The sequence below is a fragment of the Streptococcus infantis genome (genome assembly GCF_047465185.1).
Classification (GTDB): Bacteria; Bacillota; Bacilli; order Lactobacillales; family Streptococcaceae; genus Streptococcus; species Streptococcus infantis_O.
Map to the genome: position 1 here is coordinate 296,432 of NZ_JASHAJ010000001.1, position 17,756 is coordinate 314,187.

Here is a 17,756-nt window from a genome sequence, read left to right on the forward strand (position 1 = left end):
GGCGTCAGTCTCAAGGATTGATCTGAAAAATCGTCTATATTTCTTAATTTTTAGCTCTCCAAAAGAGGTGTAAATCATGATCAGTTTATTGTTTGATACTCCTTTTCTTGTGATAGTCCTGGTACTAGGCGCAGTTACGTATATGATTGCTAAACCAGGAAAACCTGAGAAAATTCGCTTTCTTGAATTCTTACTATTAACTATAGTAACCACAGGTGTCTTTTTATTTGATAATCCTTTTAGGTCTAATCCTTATGCAGGTTTGCTCTTCTATGTTTTTGACTTTTATATTTTCACACCAGTGAGCCTTGCTTTTGGATTCACAGCTATTTATAAGAGCAATAAACATCTCAAACATTATCCTAGTAGTTACTCAAAACTTCTTAGGCTAAATGCCTGGTTTTTAGAAATATTTTCAGTTATTAATTTCCTATTTTTAATGCTGACGGAAGAAATGGGAATTATGTTGCTGCTACCATTTTTTGGAATTAGTTCTATCATTCAATTTATAGTCGGAGAGCTTGAAAGAAAAAGAGTTCAGAAGCTTGTTCATCAAAGAAAAGAAGATGCTGTTATTCAGAACATAGAGACCACTGAGGAAGAACCACATGAGAACTGACCAGGAAATGCTTGAACTAATTTTAAGAACAGTTAAAAAGTTACAGGTTGATGCTGTGGCGCTATCTGGTTCACGAACGGATACAAAAGCTCCAAAAGATGAGTTTCAAGACTATGATCTTGTCTATGTCGTAGATAATCTTAGATAATCTAACGAGAGACATTTCTTGGTTGGACCAGTTTGGCAAACGTATCATCGAGCAAGAGGTTACTCTAGGACATCGCCGTCTTTATCTCATACTTTTTGAAGATGGGAATCGCATTGATCTAACCCTCTGTCCTAAAGATCACATCAATGAGTGGGTGGATAGTGAGGCAGGATTCACAGTTTTAGTAGATGAGAAGGATTTGTTTGAGTCTTATTCTCCCAGTCCTCAGCGTTTCTGGATAAGCCCAGCTAGTGAGACGGATTTTGAAAAATCTTGTAATGAATTTTGGTGGGTGTCAGCCTACGTGGTCAAAGGAATTTGTCGTAAGCAAGTCATCTATGCGACTGACTGAGCTCAAGGGCAAGGCTCCCAGCCAGAATAAGACCGTCCGCCTCAAGCTGTAGGAAATCTATGATTTCCTTGTGGACTTTACTGCCATCGGTGCTTATGCTTATCCCGAAAGAACTCACATGGTCAATCTTCGCGACCACCTCAACACCATCCGCAGCCACTATAAAAAACGCAAGCCACCTAAGAAGACGAGGGAGAGCAACTAGAATATAACTAAATTTGAGTTGAAAAATTGTTAGTGGTCGCATCGGATTTGAAAGGAGTAGAGAATGATAATCAGACCTGCAAGCACAAAAGATTGTCAAGCTATTTATGCCCTTTATCAAAATGAAAAATGGATTTCTTTTACAGAGGAAAAAGTGATATCATTATTTTCAACAAACCTGTCCCATTACTTGGTAGTTGAAGAGAACCAGAAAATCCTTGGTTTTGCCCGCTACTTGACAGATGAAGTGATGACAACCTTTTTAGCTGAAATTATTATTGATAAATCCCACCGTAGAAAAAGACTGGGACAGCAGCTGATTGAGGAAATCCACAAAAAATATCCTTTGACACGGATTGAATTAATATCAGAAGCAGATGGATTTTATCGGTCAATAAGTTTTAAGCCTGTTGGTACAGGATTTAGAAAATCTGAATGAAAGGAGACAGACAATGACGCTTGACAACAAACTGGGTCTGACAGATTCGCTTGAACTAGCCAAGATGGTTATGCGACGGAGGCTGCCCAAGCTTGTCTAGACTTTGCTTTTCAGCAAGCTGGCTTGTCAGAAGTTTACTCTTTTACATCCTTACTCAATCAACTTTCGCAAAAAGTCATGCAAAAACTGAGCATGGAATTTGCCAAAGAATTTGATAATGAAAAAGTTCCAGCAGATAGTCCGCTTTATAGACATGTCCTCTACAGAATCAAGAGTTTCCACTAAAAAGGTAGGTATTCCCATGAGAACTGAAACCGAGATGTTTGATGTGATTTTGCAAACCGCAAAAGTGCTACAGGTCGATGCAGTCGCCATGTCCGGCTCGCGGACAAACCCAAAGGCTCCCAAGGACGAGTTCCAAGACTATGATGTAGTTTATATCATGGAGGATTTGGATGGTCTGATAGCCGACCTTGCTTGGTTGAATCGGTTTGGCAAACGCTTGATTGAACAGTATAATGTACTGGAACACCGTCGCCTTTATCTCATGCTCTTTGAGGATGGCAATCGGATCGATTTGACCCTCTGCCCCAAAGAGCACATCAAAGAGTGGGTGGATAGTGAAGCAGATTTCACGGTGCTGAATGACCCGCAGGGGCTCTTTGTCCCTTATGCACCGACGCCTAAGCGCTATTGGACGGCACCAGCCAGTGCGACTGACTTTGACAAATCTTGCAATGAATTTTGGTGGGTGTCAACTTACGTGGTCAAAGGAATTTGTCGTAAGCAAATCATTTATGCTACTGACCATCTCTACGGTATTTGTCAGCAAGAACTCTTGAAAATCTTAGCTTGGAAGGTCGCAAGAGATAGAGGAGTAGTCGACATCGGTAAGAACTACAAGTACCTCTTTAACTACTTGCCTGCTGAGAAGGAGAAGGAATTCTCTGCTCTTCTTGATTTCTCAAGTTTAGACAAAATCACTCAGTCTTTATTAGCAACTATACAACTTTTCCACCAAGAAGCTCAAAGTCTTGCTCAAAAGATGGGATTTAAGTATGAAAAAGAAGTAGCTGATAAGATGATTGAGTATGCTGAGGAAAACCTTCTAAATCACTAAGAAAATAAAGAACACAATTCAAAACTTTAAACTACAGAAAGGATAGTTTGGTTCTATAAAGTAACTGAAATCCTTTTCTATAAAACCTACTCTACATTTTTTGAAAGGAGTTGAACACGCCCTAAATGCTGTGTGAAAACTCCTGACGCATCTTTTAAAACGTATTTTAAACTACAGAAAGGGTAGTTTGGTTACTAGAGGTAACTGAACACGGGACTAATTTCTTGGGAAAAAAGATAAATCGCCTTGGGGTCATCGAACCCTGCATCGATTTCCTATTTTTCTACAGAAATTTTCGGCAGGCCGAAACGTCCCTTTGTATCTTATATGAGTAATATCCAAAATATGTCCTTGGAGGACATCATGGGAGAGCGCTTTGGTCGCTACTCCAAATACATCATTCAAGACCGGGCTTTGCCAGACATTAGGGATGGATTGAAGCCGGTTCAACGCCGTATTCTTTATTCTATGAATAAGGATGGCAATACTTTTGACAAGAGCTACCGTAAGTCTGCCAAGTCTGTCGGGAACATCATGGGTAATTTTCACCCACACGGAGATTCTTCTATCTATGATGCCATGGTCCGTATGTCTCAGGACTGGAAAAACCGTGAGATTCTAGTTGAAATGCACGGGAATAACGGTTCCATGGACGGAGATCCGCCTGCAGCTATGCGTTATACGGAAGCTCGTTTATCAGAGATTGCAGGCTATCTTCTTCAAGATATCGATAAAAAGACAGTTCCCTTTGCTTGGAACTTTGACGATACTGAGAAAGAGCCAACTGTCTTGCCAGCAGCCTTTCCAAACCTTTTAGTCAATGGTTCGACAGGTATTTCAGCTGGTTATGCCACAGATATTCCACCGCATAATTTGGCTGAGGTCATTGACGCTACAGTCTACATGATTGATCACCCAACTGCTAAGGTTGATAAGTTGATGGAATTCTTGCCAGGACCAGACTTTCCTACAGGAGCGATTATCCAAGGTCGTGACGAGATCAAAAAGGCCTATGAAACTGGTAAAGGGCGCGTGGTTGTTCGTTCCAAGACTGAAATTGAGAAGTTAAAAGGTGGTAAGGAACAAATCGTTATCACTGAGATTCCTTATGAGATTAATAAGGCTAATTTAGTCAAGAAAATTGATGAAGTCCGTGTCAATAACAAAGTGGCAGGTATTGCTGAGGTTCGAGATGAGTCTGACCGTGACGGTCTTCGCATTGCTATTGAACTAAAGAAAGATGCGAACACTGAGCTTGTTCTCAACTACCTTTTCAAGTATACTGACTTGCAAATCAACTACAACTTTAATATGGTTGCGATTGACAATTTCACCCCTCGGCAGGTTGGAATTGTGCCTATCTTATCTAGCTATATTGCCCACCGTCGTGAAGTCATCTTGGCACGTTCTCGCTTTGACAAGGAAAAGGCTGAGAAACGTCTCCATATCGTGGAAGGTTTGATTCGTGTCATCTCTATTTTAGATGAAGTCATTGCTCTAATCCGTGCTTCTGAGAACAAGGCTGATGCCAAGGAAAACCTCAAGGTCAGTTATGATTTTACTGAAGAGCAGGCTGAAGCTATTGTTACCTTGCAACTATACCGTTTGACCAATACAGACGTAGTTGTCTTGCAGGAAGAAGAAGCAGAACTTCGCGAAAAAATTGCCATGCTGGCGGCTATCATTGGTGACGAACGGACTATGTACAATCTCATGAAAAAAGAACTTCGTGAGGTCAAGAGACAGTTTGCGACACCTCGTTTGAGTTCTTTAGAAGATACAGCAAAAGTAATCGAAATTGATACAGCTAGCCTTATCGCAGAGGAAGATACTTATGTCAGCGTGACGAAGGCGGGCTATATCAAGCGTACTAGCCCTCGTTCTTTCTCAGCTTCAACGTTAGAGGAAATTGGTAAACGGGATGATGACCGATTGCTATTTATCCAATCTGTTAAGACAACTCAACATATCTTAATCTTTACGACACTAGGAAATGTTATCTACCGTCCTGTCCATGAATTAGCAGATATTCGTTGGAAGGATATCGGGGAGCACTTGAGCCAAACGATTACAAACTTTGAAACCAATGAAGAAGTGCTATACGTAGAAGTTGTGGATCAGTTTGAAGATGCGACAACCTACTTTGCAGCGACCCGCCTTGGACAAATCAAACGTGTAGAACGCAAAGAATTCTCTCCTTGGAGAACCTATCGTTCTAAGTCTGTCAAGTATGCTAAGTTGAAAGACGATAGTGACCAGGTTGTAGCTGTTGCACCAATCAAACTTGATGATGTTCTTTTAATTAGCCGAAATGGATATGCTCTTCGCTTTAATATCGAAGAGGTTCCAGTTGTTGGAGCTAAGGCTGCAGGTGTTAAAGCTATGAATCTGAAAGCAGATGATGAGCTTCAAGCCGCCTTTATCTGCAATACTTCATCCTTCTATCTGTTAACGCAACGTGGAAGCTTGAAACGTGTATCAACAGAGGAAATTCCAGCGACTAGTCGTGCTAAGCGAGGTCTTCAAGTTTTGAGAGAATTGAAGAGTAAACCACATCGCGTCTTCTTGGCCGGTGCTGTCTCAGAACAAGGATTTATCGGAGATCTCTTCAGTACAGAAGTAGAAGATGGCGAACAAACTCTTGTTATCCAATCAAATAATGGAACGATTTACGAAGCAATTCTGCAAGATTTGAATCTATCAGAGCGCACAAGTAATGGAAGCTTTATCTCAGATACTATTTCAGACGAGGAAGTTTTCGATGCCTACCTCAAAGAAGTTTTTAAAGAAGAAAAAGATAATTCATAAGAAAATCAGTCCTAGTGACTGATTTTTTATAAGTAAAATTTTCAGAAAATTACAAATAATACTTGAATTTTTAGGAGAATAGTGTAGAATAGAACACATAGTTTTGATTAGAATAAAGGAGATTGTCATGACCGTTACGATTGATTGGGAAAATCTCGGTTTTTCCTATATGAAACTACCTTATCGTTATATCGCTTATTTTAAAAATGGACAATGGACTCAAGGAGAATTAACAGAAGATGCAACCTTGCATATTTCAGAATCATCTCCAAGTCTTCACTATGGACAACAAGCATTTGAAGGATTGAAAGCCTATCGTACAAAGGATGGTAGCGTACAACTCTTCCGTCCAGATGAAAATGCTAAACGACTACAACGTACCTGTGATCGTCTCTTGATGCCTCAAGTGCCAACAGAAATGTTTGTAGAAGCATGTAAAGCAGTTGTTCGTGCCAATGAAGAATACGTGCCACCTTACGGAACTGGTGGAACCCTTTATCTTCGTCCGCTCTTGATTGGTGTTGGAGACATCATCGGGGTAAAACCAGCTGAGGAGTATATTTTTACCATCTTTGCTATGCCAGTTGGAAATTACTTCAAGGGTGGATTGGTTCCAACAAACTTCTTGATTCAAAATGAGTATGACCGTGCTGCACCGAATGGAACAGGAGCTGCCAAGGTCGGTGGTAACTATGCCGCTAGTCTTTTGCCAGGAAAAATGGCTAAATCCCGTCATTTCTCAGATGTTATTTATCTAGATCCATCAACCCACACTAAGATTGAAGAAGTTGGTTCAGCAAACTTCTTTGGAATTACAGCTGATAATGAGTTTGTAACCCCATTGAGTCCGTCAATCTTGCCATCGATTACCAAGTACTCATTGCTTTACTTGGCAGAGCATCGTTTAGGCTTGAAACCTGTTGAGGGAGATGTACCAATTGATAGTCTGGATCGATTTGTAGAAGCAGGTGCCTGTGGAACAGCAGCAGTAATCTCACCTATTGGGGGAATCCAACATGGTGATGATTTCCATGTTTTCTACAGTGAAACAGAGGTTGGTCCAGTGACTCGTAAACTATACGATGAATTGACAGGTATCCAATTTGGTGACATTGAAGCACCAGAAGGTTGGATTGTAAAAGTAGATTAAAAATTATTAAAGGAGATCTTTATGAAAACGAAAAAGTGGATGTTAACAGCAGGAGTTGTCCTGAGTACAGCAGTTCTTCTTGTGGCTTGTGGTAAAGCTGATAAAGAAGCAGATGCACCTACAACCTTCTCTTATGTCTATGGAGTAGACCCATCATCTTTGGACTACAGTATCGCAACTCGTACTTCAACAACTGATATCATTGGTAACGTTGTTGATGGATTGTTGGAAAACGACGAATATGGAAATTTGGTTCCTTCACTAGCTGAGGATTGGACTGTCTCACAAGACGGTTTGACTTATACTTATAAACTTCGTAAAGGAGTTAAATGGTATACCTCAGAGGGTGAAGAATACGCTGAAGTAACAGCGCATGACTTTGTTACTGGACTAAAACACGTAGCAGATGGTAAATCAGACGGTGTCACTCTTATTCAAAACTCCATTAAGGGCTTGAATGAATATATGACTGGTGAGACTAATGACTTCTCTACAGTTGGGGTCAAGGCATTGGATGACTACACAGTCCAGTATACTCTTAATGCACCTGAAAGTTTCTGGAATTCGAAAGTAACTTCAGCAACTATGTTGCCGGTAAACGAGGAATTCCTCAAAGCTTCAGGTAAGAACTACGGAGCAGTAAGTCCATCTGGAATCCTTTATAACGGTCCGTATATCCTGAAGACATTGACTTCAAAATCGTTAATCGAATACGAAAAGAACCCAAATTATTGGGATAAAGAGAAGGTTAAAATTGAGAAAGTAAAATTGACCTACTATGATGGTTCAGACCAAGAATCATTAATCCGTAGTTTCTCTTCAGGTGTTTATACAACAGCTCGTATCTTCCCAAGTAGCTCAAACTTTGCTTCTACATTGGAACAATACGGAGATAAAATCACATACAGTCCACAGGATTCAACTAGTTATTACTTTACCTTTAACGTAAACCGTCAATCATACAATAAGACAGCAAAAACAAGTGAAGAACAAAAAACTTCTACAAAAGAAGCGATGTTGAACAAGGACTTCCGTCAAGCAATCAACTTTGCCTTCAACCGTCATTCATATGCTGCACAGCTCAATGGTGAAGATGGTGCGGACAAGATCATTCGTAACAGTTTAGTTCCTGATAACTTTGTACAATCTGGCGGTAAAAACTTTGGTGACATCGCTCAAGCAGAATTGGTCAACTATGGAGACCAATGGAAAGGCGTTGAGCTTGTAGACGGAAAAGATTCTATCTACAATCCTGACAAAGCTAAGGTTTCATTTGAGAAAGCTAAGAAAGAATTGGAAGCAAAAGGTGTAACCTTCCCAATTCACTTGGATGTTCCAGTTGAACAGACAGATACAATTGCCGTTCAACAAAGCAATTCCTTTAAACAATCAATCGAATCAACACTTGGTTCTGAAAATGTCGTGATTGATGTCCTTCAGATGACCGATAACGAAAAGGAAAGCATTACATCGCAGGCGCGTGTTCCAGCTCAAAAAGACTATGACTTGAACAGTACTGGATGGGCTCCAAGCTACCAAGACCCAGCAAGTTATCTCAATATCATGGATCCTAAGACTGGTTCTGCTATGAAACACCTTGGTATTACGAAAGGTAAAGACAAGGAAGTAGTAGCTCAACTTGGTCTGGACGAATATAAGAAACTCTTGGATGATGCAGTTTCTGAAACAAACGATTTGGACAAGAGATATGAAAAATATGCCAAAGCGCAAGCATGGCTCACTGATAGCTCTCTCTTGATGCCAACCGCTTCATCAGGTGGTTCACCAGTTGTCAGCAACGTTGTTCCTTTCTCTAAACCATACTCACAAGTAGGTATTAAGGGTGATCCATATATCTTCAAGGGAATGAAATTGCAAAAAGAAATTGTATCTGCTAAAGAATATCAAGCAGCTCTTGAAAAATGGCAAAAAGAAAAATTGGAATCAAACAGTAAATACCAAAAAGAACTAGAAAGTCATGTCAAATAAAACAGACTAGTATTTTTGGAATAAAGGAGCCTATATGGAATGGATTAAACTAATAGGGATAGTTATCATAGTGGTTGGTTTTATCTATAAATTAGATACCATCGCAACGGTAGTCTTAGCTAGTTTAGTTACAGCTCTAGTTTCCGGAGTTTCTCTTGTTGAGTTCTTGGAAATTTTAGGAAGAGAATTTAGCAATCAACGAGTTCTTACGATTTTTATGGTAACTTTGCCCTTGGTTGGTTTATCTGAAACTTTTGGCCTCAAGCAACGTTCGATTGACTTGATTCAAAAGATTAAAGGACTGACCGTAGGAAGTTTTTATACAATTTATTTCTTTTTTCGGGAACTCGATGGGTTCTTTGCCATTCGTCTAGGAGGGCAGCCGCAGTTTGTAAGGCCTCTGGTTCAACCCATGGGACAAGCTGCGGCAGAGTCACAATTAGGTAGAAAATTAACGGAGCAGGAGAGCGAAGCGCTAAAAGCGCGTGCAGCAGCAAATGATAATTTTGCAAATTTCTTTGCTCAGAACACTTTCGTTGGTGCAGGTGGTGTCCTCTTAGTTGGGGGCACTCTGGACCAATTAGGTTACGAAAGTAATTATGCAGGGATCGCTTCGGCTTCTCTTATTGTTGCAGGAGTTGCCTTACTTGTGGTAGGGCTTTACAATTACTTATTTGATAGAAAATTGCTAGCAAATAAGCTTAGTAAAGGAAAAGAAGAATGACCAATCTAGCAAGACAGTTATTAGAGTTAACCTATATTGTGATCGGTTGTCAATTTCTTCACACGGCCTATTGTAGCTATAAAGACAAAACAAACCCAGTTCGATATGGAACAGCTGGGTTTTGGGCTTTATTGGGTATCAGTTTTATCGGTGGTTCCTATTTACCATCAATCTTGATTGGTGTTGTTGTAGTGCTATTGGCCCTACTGACTCTTTTTAAACAGGTTCGTATAGGGACATTGCCGTCACTTGATGAAGTCAAGGCAAATATTGAAGCCAAACGACTAAAGAATAAAATTTTTATTCCAGTCATGTTGATGGCTTTGATTGCTTTAGTGTTAGCAAAAGTAATTCCTGAGTTTAGTAAGATTGCTATCAGCCTTGCGGCATTTTTCGCAACCATCTCTCTCTTATTAATTACTAAAAGTCATCCTAAAAGCTTGTTAGTAGAAAACAATCGCATGGTTCAGCAAGTCTCAACTAGTGGTATTGTTCCTCAACTTTTAGGAGCTTTAGGCGCTATTTTTACTGTAGCTGGAGTTGGAGACTTGATTTCTCACTTGATAAGCGGTATAGTTCCTTCGGGCAGTCGTTTTATGGGTGTATTAGCTTATGTCCTTGGGATGGTTCTATTTTCCATGATAATGGGGAATGTCTTTGCTGCTTTCACTGTTATTACTGTCGGGATTGGTGTTCCCTTTGTATTTTCCTTGGGAGCTGATCCAATCGTAGCCGCTGCCCTAGCAATGACAGCAGGTTGCTGTGGGACCTTACTGACTCCAATGGCTGCTAACTTTAATGCATTACCGGCAGCACTTTTGGAGATGAAAGATCCCAATGGCGTTATCAAAGCGCAAGTAGGAGTGGCTGTTATCATGATAATCCTACATGTATTTTTAATGTACTATTTAGCGTTTTAGCAAAGGAAATAAAATGAAAATATTAGTAACAGGTTTTGATCCTTTCGGTGGTGAAAAGGTCAACCCAGCTCTGGAAGCAGTTAAATCATTACCGTCTGTAATTCATGGAGCGGAGATACGCTGGGTAGAGATTCCAACAGTCTTTTATAAATCAGCAGAGGTTTTAGAAACAGAACTTGTCCGTTATCAACCAGATGTGGTACTCTGCATCGGACAAGCAGGTGGTAGAGCTAGTTTGACTCCTGAACGAGTTGCCATCAATCAAGATGATGCAAGGATTCCAGATAACCAAGGAAATCAACCGATTGACACACCTATTCGCCTAGATGGAGAAGCTGCTTATTTTAGTACGCTCCCTATCAAAGCAATGGTACAAGCCATAAAAGAGGACGGACTACCAGCTACAGTATCCAATACAGCTGGAACCTTTGTTTGCAACCATTTGATGTATCAGGCTCTCTATTTAGCGGATAAAAAGTTTCCAAATGTGAGAGCAGGCTTTATGCATATTCCCTATATGACAGAACAGGTGATAAATAAGCCTAATACTGCATCTATGAATTTAGTTGATATTGTTAAAGGAATCGAAGCTGCGATTGGTGCTATCGTGGACCATAAAGATAAAGATTTGAAATTAGTCGGAGGGACGACTCACTAATAATTCAAATTTCAAATTAAAAAATTCCTTATTTTATTCATTAAACTCTTTGTCAAGATAAGCGTGATAGAGAGTTTTTTCTTGCTAGATTAGGGAATTTCTTGTAAAATAGAAAAAGTGAAAAGAGGTATGGTATGAGTAAAAAAGACAAAAAAATTGAGATTCAATTATCAGATGCGAAAGTAGTAGTTGGAAAAGATAAGTACGATGGTTATACTTTAATGATTGGTAAAAAGTTAATCGGTGAAATTGCCGAACTAGATGACCAATTTGCAATCATAAAGAATGGAAATGTCGATAGTTTTTACAAAAATCTTGAAAAAGCTGTGGAAATATTGATTGAGAACTATAATTTAGCAAAATAATGCTTGTTTTTTGCAAATTTTCATGATATAATAGTTTTCGTTGATTGTCGGAGAGATAGCGAAGAGGCTAAACGCGGCGGACTGTAAATCCGCTCCTTCGGGTTCGGGGGTTCGAATCCCTCTCTCTCCATATCACCATTGGGGTATAGCCAAGCGGTAAGGCAAGGGACTTTGACTCCCTCATGCGTTGGTTCGAATCCAGCTACCCCAGTTCTTAGGTAATAAATTCAAGATAAAAAGAAAAATATCTTAGGGTATTTTATTTTTATAATTGAAGGACGTTCGAGATGTTCATGTCGTTGCGGGTGCTTAGGAAAAAAATTATAAGTATGTCAAGTTAAAAAACTTGATTGTTGGAGGATTTTTTAGATGAATGAATTTGAAGATTTGCTAAATAGCGTTAGCCAAGTTGAACCTGGTGATGTTGTTAGTGCTGAAGTATTGACAGTTGATGCTAATCAAGCTAACGTTGCAATCTCTGGAACTGGTGTTGAAGGTGTCTTGACTCTTCGCGAATTGACAAACGATCGCGATGCTGATATCAATGACTTTGTAAAAGTAGGTGAAGTGTTTGATGTTCTTGTACTTCGTCAAGTAGTTGGTAAAGATACTGATACAGTAACATACCTTGTATCTAAAAAACGCCTTGAAGCTCGCAAAGCATGGGACAAACTTGTAGGACGCGAAGAAGAAGTTGTTACAGTTAAAGGAACTCGCGCTGTTAAAGGTGGACTTTCAGTAGAATTTGAAGGTTTGCGTGGATTTATCCCAGCTTCAATGTTGGATACTCGTTTCGTACGTAACACTGAGCGTTTTGTAGGTCAAGAATTTGAAGCTAAAATCAAAGAAGTTGACCCTAAAGAAAACCGCTTCATCCTTTCACGTCGTGAAGTTGTCGAAGCAGCTACTGCAGCAGCTCGTGCAGAAGTTTTCGGTAAATTGGCTGCTGGTGATGTAGTAACTGGTAAAGTTGCTCGTATCACAAGCTTCGGTGCTTTCATCGACCTTGGTGGTGTTGATGGATTGGTTCACTTGACTGAATTGTCACACGAACGTAACGTTTCACCAAAATCAGTTGTAACTGTTGGTGAAGAAGTTGAAGTTAAAATCCTTGACCTTAACGAAGAAGAAGGACGTGTATCACTTTCACTTAAAGCAACAACACCTGGACCATGGGATGGCGTTGAGCAAAAATTGGCTAAAGGTGACGTTGTAGAAGGTACAGTTAAACGTTTGACTGACTTCGGTGCATTTGTTGAAGTATTGCCAGGTATCGATGGACTTGTTCACGTATCACAAATTTCACACAAACGTATTGAAAATCCAAAAGAAGCTCTTACAGTTGGTCAAGAAGTTACTGTTAAAGTTCTTGATGTTAATGCTGATGCAGAACGCGTTTCACTTTCTATCAAAGCTCTTGAAGAACGTCCAGCTCAAGAAGAAGGACAAAACGAAGAAAAACGTGCTCCACGTCCACGTCGTCCAAAACGTCAAGAAAAACGTGACTTTGAACTTCCTGAAACTCAAACAGGATTCTCAATGGCTGACTTGTTCGGAGACATCGAACTTTAATCAAACAGAACTAATTATAAATCCTTTGTTGTAAAACAAGGGATTTTTCTTTTTTCAACTAGTATTTTTTGATATAATGGATTTATGTTACATTCCGAAAAAGAATCAATTTACCAAATTGTAAATGAACAACTCTCTAGTCTTTTAGAAGGTGAGACCAATGTGTTGGCTAATCTATCAAATGCTAGTGCTCTCTTAAAAATGAACTTTCCTCGTACTGTCTTTGCAGGTTTCTATTTATATGACGGAAATGAGCTTATTTTAGGCCCTTTTCAGGGTGGAGTCTCATGTGTTAGAATCGCTCTCGGAAAAGGAGTTTGCGGTGAGTCAGCGGCTAGCCGTCAAACAGTTATCGTTGGTGATGTCAAGACTTATCAAAATTATATTTCTTGTGATAGTAGTGCTCGTAGCGAGATCGTACTTCCAATGGTAAAAAATGGACAGCTTCTGGGTGTATTAGATTTGGACTCATCTCATATTGATGATTATGATGAAATTGATCAACGCTATTTAGAAGAGTTTGTGTCCATTTTACTAGATAAGACAGAATGGAAATTTTCAATGTTTGAGGAGAAAGCATAATGTATCAGGCGCTTTATCGAAAATATAGAAGTCAAAATTTTTCACAGTTAGTAGGCCAGGAAGTTGTTGCTAGAACTCTTAAACAGGCTGTGGAACAGGATAAGATTAGTCACGCCTACCTATTTTCAGGGCCTCGTGGAACTGGTAAGACTAGTGTAGCTAAGATTTTTGCTAAGGCTATGAACTGCCCTAATCAAGTAGGGGGAGAACCTTGTAATAACTGTTATATCTGTCAAGCTGTTACGGATGGAAGTTTAGAAGACGTTATCGAAATGGATGCTGCTTCTAATAATGGGGTTGATGAAATTCGTGATATTCGTGATAAATCAACTTATGCTCCAAGTATAGCTCAGTATAAGGTTTATATCATTGATGAGGTTCATATGCTTTCGACAGGTGCCTTTAATGCCCTTTTGAAAACACTGGAAGAACCAACTCCTAATGTAGTCTTTATTTTGGCAACGACTGAGCTTCATAAAATTCCTGCAACTATTTTGTCTCGTGTTCAACGATTTGAGTTCAAGTCCATTAAGACTCAGGATATTCGAGATCATATCTTCCAGATTTTAGAAAAAGAAGGGATTGATTACGAAACAGAAGCTGTTGAAATTATTGCTCGACGAGCTGAAGGTGGGATGCGGGATGCCTTGTCAATTCTAGACCAGGCATTAAGCTTAACCCAAGAAGCTAGATTGACAACTGCAGTCTCAGAAGAAATCACTGGTACCATTAGTTTAAGTGCCTTGGATTATTACGTAGCTGCTTTAGCTCAAAAGGATGTACCACGAGCCCTTCAAAATCTTGATTTGATTTTTGAGAATGGAAAGAGCATGACACGTTTTGTAGTCGATTTGCTGCAATATCTACGTGATATCTTAATTGTCCAAGCAGGCGGAGAAAATACACATCATAGTGATGCATTTGAGAAAAACTTAGCTCTTCCGCAGGATGTCTTGTTTGAGATGATTAGTCTTGCTACTAAAAGTCTAGCTGATATTAAGGCTAGCCTACAACCTAAAATTTATGCCGAAATGATGACTATTCGTTTAGCAGAAATTGATTCTCAACCAGAACTTTCAAGTGAGGTGGCTGAGGAATTGTCTTCTCTTCGAGAAGAAGTTGTACGATTGAAACAAGCTCTTGCCAATGTTGGTTCTAATCCCAAACAAACTGTTTCTACACCAAGTCGTCCGACTAACAGTAAGTCAATCTATCGTGTAGACCGAAATAAGGTGCAGTCTATTCTTCAAGAAGCAGTAGAAAATCCAGACTTAGCCCGTCAAAACTTAATCCGTCTTCAGAATGCTTGGGGAGAAGTCATTGAAAGCTTATCTGGTCCAGATAAGGCACTCTTGGCTGGTTCTAAACCAGTTGCTGCTAATGAACATCATGCGATTTTGGCATTTGAATCTAACTTCAATGCTGGTCAAACCATGAAACGAGACAATCTTAACACCATGTTTGGTAATATTCTTAGTCGTGCTGCTGGATTTTCTCCAGAGATTCTTGCTATTTCTATGGAAGAATGGAAGGAAGTTCGAGCTGCATTTTCAAGCAGAGCTAAAGGTTCTCAAGAACAAGTCAATAAGGAAGAAACCGAAGAGTCCATACTTCCTCAAGGATTTGAATTTTTAGCAGATAAAGTGACCATAGCAGAAGACTAAAAGGAATTGGTGGTAAAAGACTATGAACAGACAACAATTTATTATCATGGCCTTATTTACTGCTGCTGAGACTTATTTCTTTAATGAATCCATCATGGAGCAACGGTATATCGTGGCCTTGCTTTGGGCTATTTTGATCCTGAGAAATTTTCGCGTGAGTTATATCATGGGTAAAATTGTGAGCGCTATAGATGATCATTTTCAAGGGAAGAAGTAGCTCCTAGCTTCTAGACAAAATCAAAGCCTTTTAGGCTTTTTTTTGTTATACTATTAAGGTATATTTATTGACATTTTACTGTGTTTTTCTAGGGATTTAAAAAGGTTAAATTTCAGGTAAATACAGTAAAAAGGATGAAAAGAAAGGAACAATCATGTCAGTATTAGAGATCAAAGATCTTCACGTTGAAATTGAAGGAAAAGAAATTTTAAAAGGGGTCAATCTGACTCTTAAAACAGGAGAAATTGCAGCTATCATGGGACCAAATGGTACCGGTAAGTCTACTCTTTCAGCTGCTATTATGGGGAACCCAAACTATGAAGTCACTAAAGGTGAAGTCTTGTTTGACGGTGTAAATATCCTTGAATTGGAAGTGGATGAGCGTGCGCGTATGGGACTTTTCCTTGCCATGCAATATCCATCAGAAATACCTGGGATTACCAATGCTGAGTTTCTTCGTGCAGCTATGAATGCTGGTAAAGAAGATGATGAGAAGATTTCAGTTCGTGAATTTATCACTAAGTTAGACGAAAAAATGGAATTGCTCAACATGAAAGAAGAAATGGCAGAGCGTTACCTCAACGAAGGTTTCTCAGGTGGTGAGAAAAAACGTAACGAAATTCTTCAACTCTTGATGTTGGAACCAACTTTTGCCCTCTTAGATGAGATTGACTCTGGTCTTGATATTGACGCTCTTAAAGTTGTATCAAAAGGTGTGAATGCTATGCGTGGTGAAGGTTTTGGTGCTATGATCATTACTCACTACCAACGTCTTTTGAACTATATCACACCAGATGTGGTACACGTTATGATGGAAGGTCGTGTTGTTCTTTCTGGAGGCCCAGAATTGGCTGCACGCTTGGAACGTGAAGGATACGCGAAACTAGCTGAAGAACTTGGCTATGACTACAAGGAAGAATTGTAATTCCTTCGTATCTTTTAGGAGAAGTAAATGACTAAAGAAACTATTAAACTTTTTTCAGAAATGCACGCTGAACCAAGCTGGTTGTCAGACCTCCGTCAAAAAGCTTTTGATAAGATTGAGAGTTTGGAATTGCCAGTCATTGAGCGTGTAAAATTTCACCGTTGGAATCTTGGTGATGGTACCATCACAGAAAGTGAACCATCAGTAAATGTTCCTGATTTCACGGCTTTAGATAATCACTTGAAATTGGTGCAGGTTGGAACTCAAACAGTTTTTGAGCAAATTCCAGTTGAGTTGGCTGAACAAGGGGTGGTCTTTACAGACTTCCATTCGGCTTTAGAAGAAATTCCAGAACTTGTAGAAGAATTTTTCATGTCATCAGTAAAATACGACGATGACAAATTGGCAGCCTACCACACAGCTTATTTTAATAGTGGCGCTGTTCTCTATATTCCAGACAATGTCGAAATCACAGAACCAATCGAAGGAATTTTCTACCAAGATAATGATAGTGATGTGCCATTTAACAAGCATATTCTGATCATTGCAGGTAAAAACTCTAAAATCAGCTACCTCGAACGTTTAGAATCACGCGGTGAGGGTAGTGCTAAGGCGACTGCTAATATCACTGTTGAAGTGATTGCACGTTCTGGTGCTCAAGTGAAATTTGCTGCGATTGACCGTCTAGGTGAAAACGTCACTGCTTACATTAGCCGTCGTGGTAAATTAGGCAACGATGCAAGTATTGACTGGGCTATCGGTGTCATGAACGAAGGAAACGTCGTTGCTGACTTTGATAGTGACCTATTTGGAAATGGTAGCCATGCAGATCTCAAGGTCGTAGCACTTTCAAGCGGTCGTCAGGTACAGGGGATTGATACTCGAGTAACTAACTATGGTTGCAACTCTATCGGTAATATCCTTCAACATGGGGTTATCCTTGAAAAAGCAACTTTGACTTTTAATGGTATTGGCCACATCATCAAGGGTGCTAAGGGAGCAGATGCCCAACAAGAAAGCCGTGTTCTGATGCTTTCAGACCAAGCACGTTCCGATGCCAACCCAATTCTTTTGATTGATGAAAATGATGTCACTGCAGGGCATGCAGCGTCTATCGGACAAGTGGATCCAGAAGATATGTACTACCTTATGAGCCGTGGACTGGACAAAGCCACTGCAGAACGTTTGGTTGTTCGTGGTTTCCTTGGATCCGTTATTGTTGAGATCCCTGTCAAGGAAGTTCGTGATGAAATGATTGCGACAATCGAAGAAAAATTGTCAAAACGCTAAGGGGAAGCCT

16 protein-coding genes, 2 tRNA genes and 3 pseudogenes are annotated in these 17,756 nt (G+C 39.8%); all 21 read left to right on the forward strand.

The window, feature by feature from the left end:
* The first annotated feature begins 76 nt into the window (after window positions 1-76).
* The 21 genes and pseudogenes from QM382_RS01450 to sufD all read left to right on the forward strand — a co-directional run bounded on the left by QM382_RS01450 (window position 77) and on the right by sufD (window position 17,746).
* On the forward strand, window positions 77-619 hold the full coding sequence (locus QM382_RS01450) for a hypothetical protein (protein ID WP_414272198.1): 543 nt from the start codon (window positions 77-79) through the stop codon (window positions 617-619).
* A pseudogene (locus tag QM382_RS01455) lies at window positions 609-1,116 on the forward strand (aminoglycoside 6-adenylyltransferase); the annotation flags it as partial. The gene QM382_RS01450 and the pseudogene QM382_RS01455, both read left to right, overlap by 11 nt.
* Window positions 1,109-1,324, forward strand: a pseudogene (locus QM382_RS01460) (hypothetical protein); the annotation flags it as partial. The pseudogenes QM382_RS01455 and QM382_RS01460, both read left to right, overlap by 8 nt.
* Window positions 1,325-1,387: 63 nt before the next feature.
* On the forward strand, window positions 1,388-1,762 hold the full coding sequence (locus tag QM382_RS01465; RefSeq protein WP_414256801.1) for a GNAT family N-acetyltransferase: 375 nt from the start codon (window positions 1,388-1,390) through the stop codon (window positions 1,760-1,762).
* 66 nt (window positions 1,763-1,828) lie between these two features.
* Window positions 1,829-2,047, forward strand: a pseudogene (locus QM382_RS01470) (GNAT family N-acetyltransferase); the annotation flags it as partial.
* Between the two features lie 16 nt (window positions 2,048-2,063).
* Window positions 2,064-2,882 (forward strand): aminoglycoside 6-adenylyltransferase, encoded by an 819-nt coding sequence (locus QM382_RS01475; protein WP_414272199.1) that lies wholly within the window; start codon window positions 2,064-2,066, stop codon window positions 2,880-2,882.
* Between the two features lie 327 nt (window positions 2,883-3,209).
* Complete coding sequence (gene parC / locus QM382_RS01480; protein ID WP_414272200.1) at window positions 3,210-5,690, forward strand: DNA topoisomerase IV subunit A; 2,481 nt, start codon at window positions 3,210-3,212, stop codon at window positions 5,688-5,690.
* A gap of 127 nt (window positions 5,691-5,817) precedes the next feature.
* Window positions 5,818-6,840, forward strand: a complete 1,023-nt coding sequence (locus QM382_RS01485; RefSeq protein ID WP_414272201.1) for a branched-chain amino acid aminotransferase — start codon at window positions 5,818-5,820, stop codon at window positions 6,838-6,840.
* Window positions 6,841-6,861: 21 nt separating this feature from the next.
* Window positions 6,862-8,829 carry a peptide ABC transporter substrate-binding protein gene (locus QM382_RS01490; protein ID WP_414272202.1) on the forward strand — a complete coding sequence of 656 codons (1,968 nt, stop codon included), beginning with the start codon at window positions 6,862-6,864 and terminating at the stop codon, window positions 8,827-8,829.
* A 34-nt stretch (window positions 8,830-8,863) separates the two neighbouring features.
* Window positions 8,864-9,553 (forward strand): DUF969 domain-containing protein, encoded by a 690-nt coding sequence (locus QM382_RS01495; RefSeq protein WP_371499633.1) that lies wholly within the window; start codon window positions 8,864-8,866, stop codon window positions 9,551-9,553.
* Window positions 9,550-10,473, forward strand: a complete 924-nt coding sequence (locus tag QM382_RS01500; protein ID WP_414272203.1) for a DUF979 domain-containing protein — start codon at window positions 9,550-9,552, stop codon at window positions 10,471-10,473. The genes QM382_RS01495 and QM382_RS01500 overlap by 4 nt, the downstream gene beginning before the upstream one ends.
* A 13-nt stretch (window positions 10,474-10,486) precedes the next feature.
* Window positions 10,487-11,131, forward strand: coding sequence for a pyroglutamyl-peptidase I (gene pcp, locus QM382_RS01505; protein ID WP_414272204.1), 645 nt, complete (start codon window positions 10,487-10,489; stop codon window positions 11,129-11,131).
* A 134-nt stretch (window positions 11,132-11,265) separates the two neighbouring features.
* Complete coding sequence (locus QM382_RS01510) at window positions 11,266-11,496, forward strand: DUF2969 domain-containing protein (protein WP_006148690.1); 231 nt, start codon at window positions 11,266-11,268, stop codon at window positions 11,494-11,496.
* Between the two features lie 49 nt (window positions 11,497-11,545).
* Window positions 11,546-11,626 (forward strand) — tRNA-Tyr (locus tag QM382_RS01515).
* Window positions 11,627-11,635: 9 nt separating this feature from the next.
* Window positions 11,636-11,707 (forward strand) — tRNA-Gln (locus QM382_RS01520).
* A gap of 158 nt (window positions 11,708-11,865) precedes the next feature.
* A complete protein-coding gene (rpsA, locus tag QM382_RS01525) occupies window positions 11,866-13,068 on the forward strand; it encodes a 30S ribosomal protein S1 (protein WP_004253232.1) in 1,203 nt (400 codons plus the stop codon).
* Window positions 13,069-13,152: 84 nt separating this feature from the next.
* Window positions 13,153-13,650, forward strand: coding sequence for a GAF domain-containing protein (locus QM382_RS01530; RefSeq protein ID WP_414272205.1), 498 nt, complete (start codon window positions 13,153-13,155; stop codon window positions 13,648-13,650).
* Window positions 13,650-15,314 (forward strand): DNA polymerase III subunit gamma/tau, encoded by a 1,665-nt coding sequence (gene dnaX / locus QM382_RS01535; protein ID WP_414272206.1) that lies wholly within the window; start codon window positions 13,650-13,652, stop codon window positions 15,312-15,314. Before QM382_RS01530 ends, dnaX begins: the two co-directional genes overlap by 1 nt.
* Window positions 15,315-15,336: 22 nt before the next feature.
* Window positions 15,337-15,531: a DUF3272 family protein gene (locus tag QM382_RS01540; protein WP_004253242.1), complete on the forward strand. Its 195-nt coding sequence runs from the start codon at window positions 15,337-15,339 to the stop codon at window positions 15,529-15,531.
* Window positions 15,532-15,685: 154 nt separating this feature from the next.
* Window positions 15,686-16,456 (forward strand): Fe-S cluster assembly ATPase SufC, encoded by a 771-nt coding sequence (gene sufC / locus QM382_RS01545; RefSeq protein ID WP_000114489.1) that lies wholly within the window; start codon window positions 15,686-15,688, stop codon window positions 16,454-16,456.
* A gap of 27 nt (window positions 16,457-16,483) precedes the next feature.
* Window positions 16,484-17,746 (forward strand): Fe-S cluster assembly protein SufD, encoded by a 1,263-nt coding sequence (gene sufD, locus QM382_RS01550; RefSeq protein WP_414272207.1) that lies wholly within the window; start codon window positions 16,484-16,486, stop codon window positions 17,744-17,746.
* Window positions 17,747-17,756 lie beyond the last annotated feature (10 nt).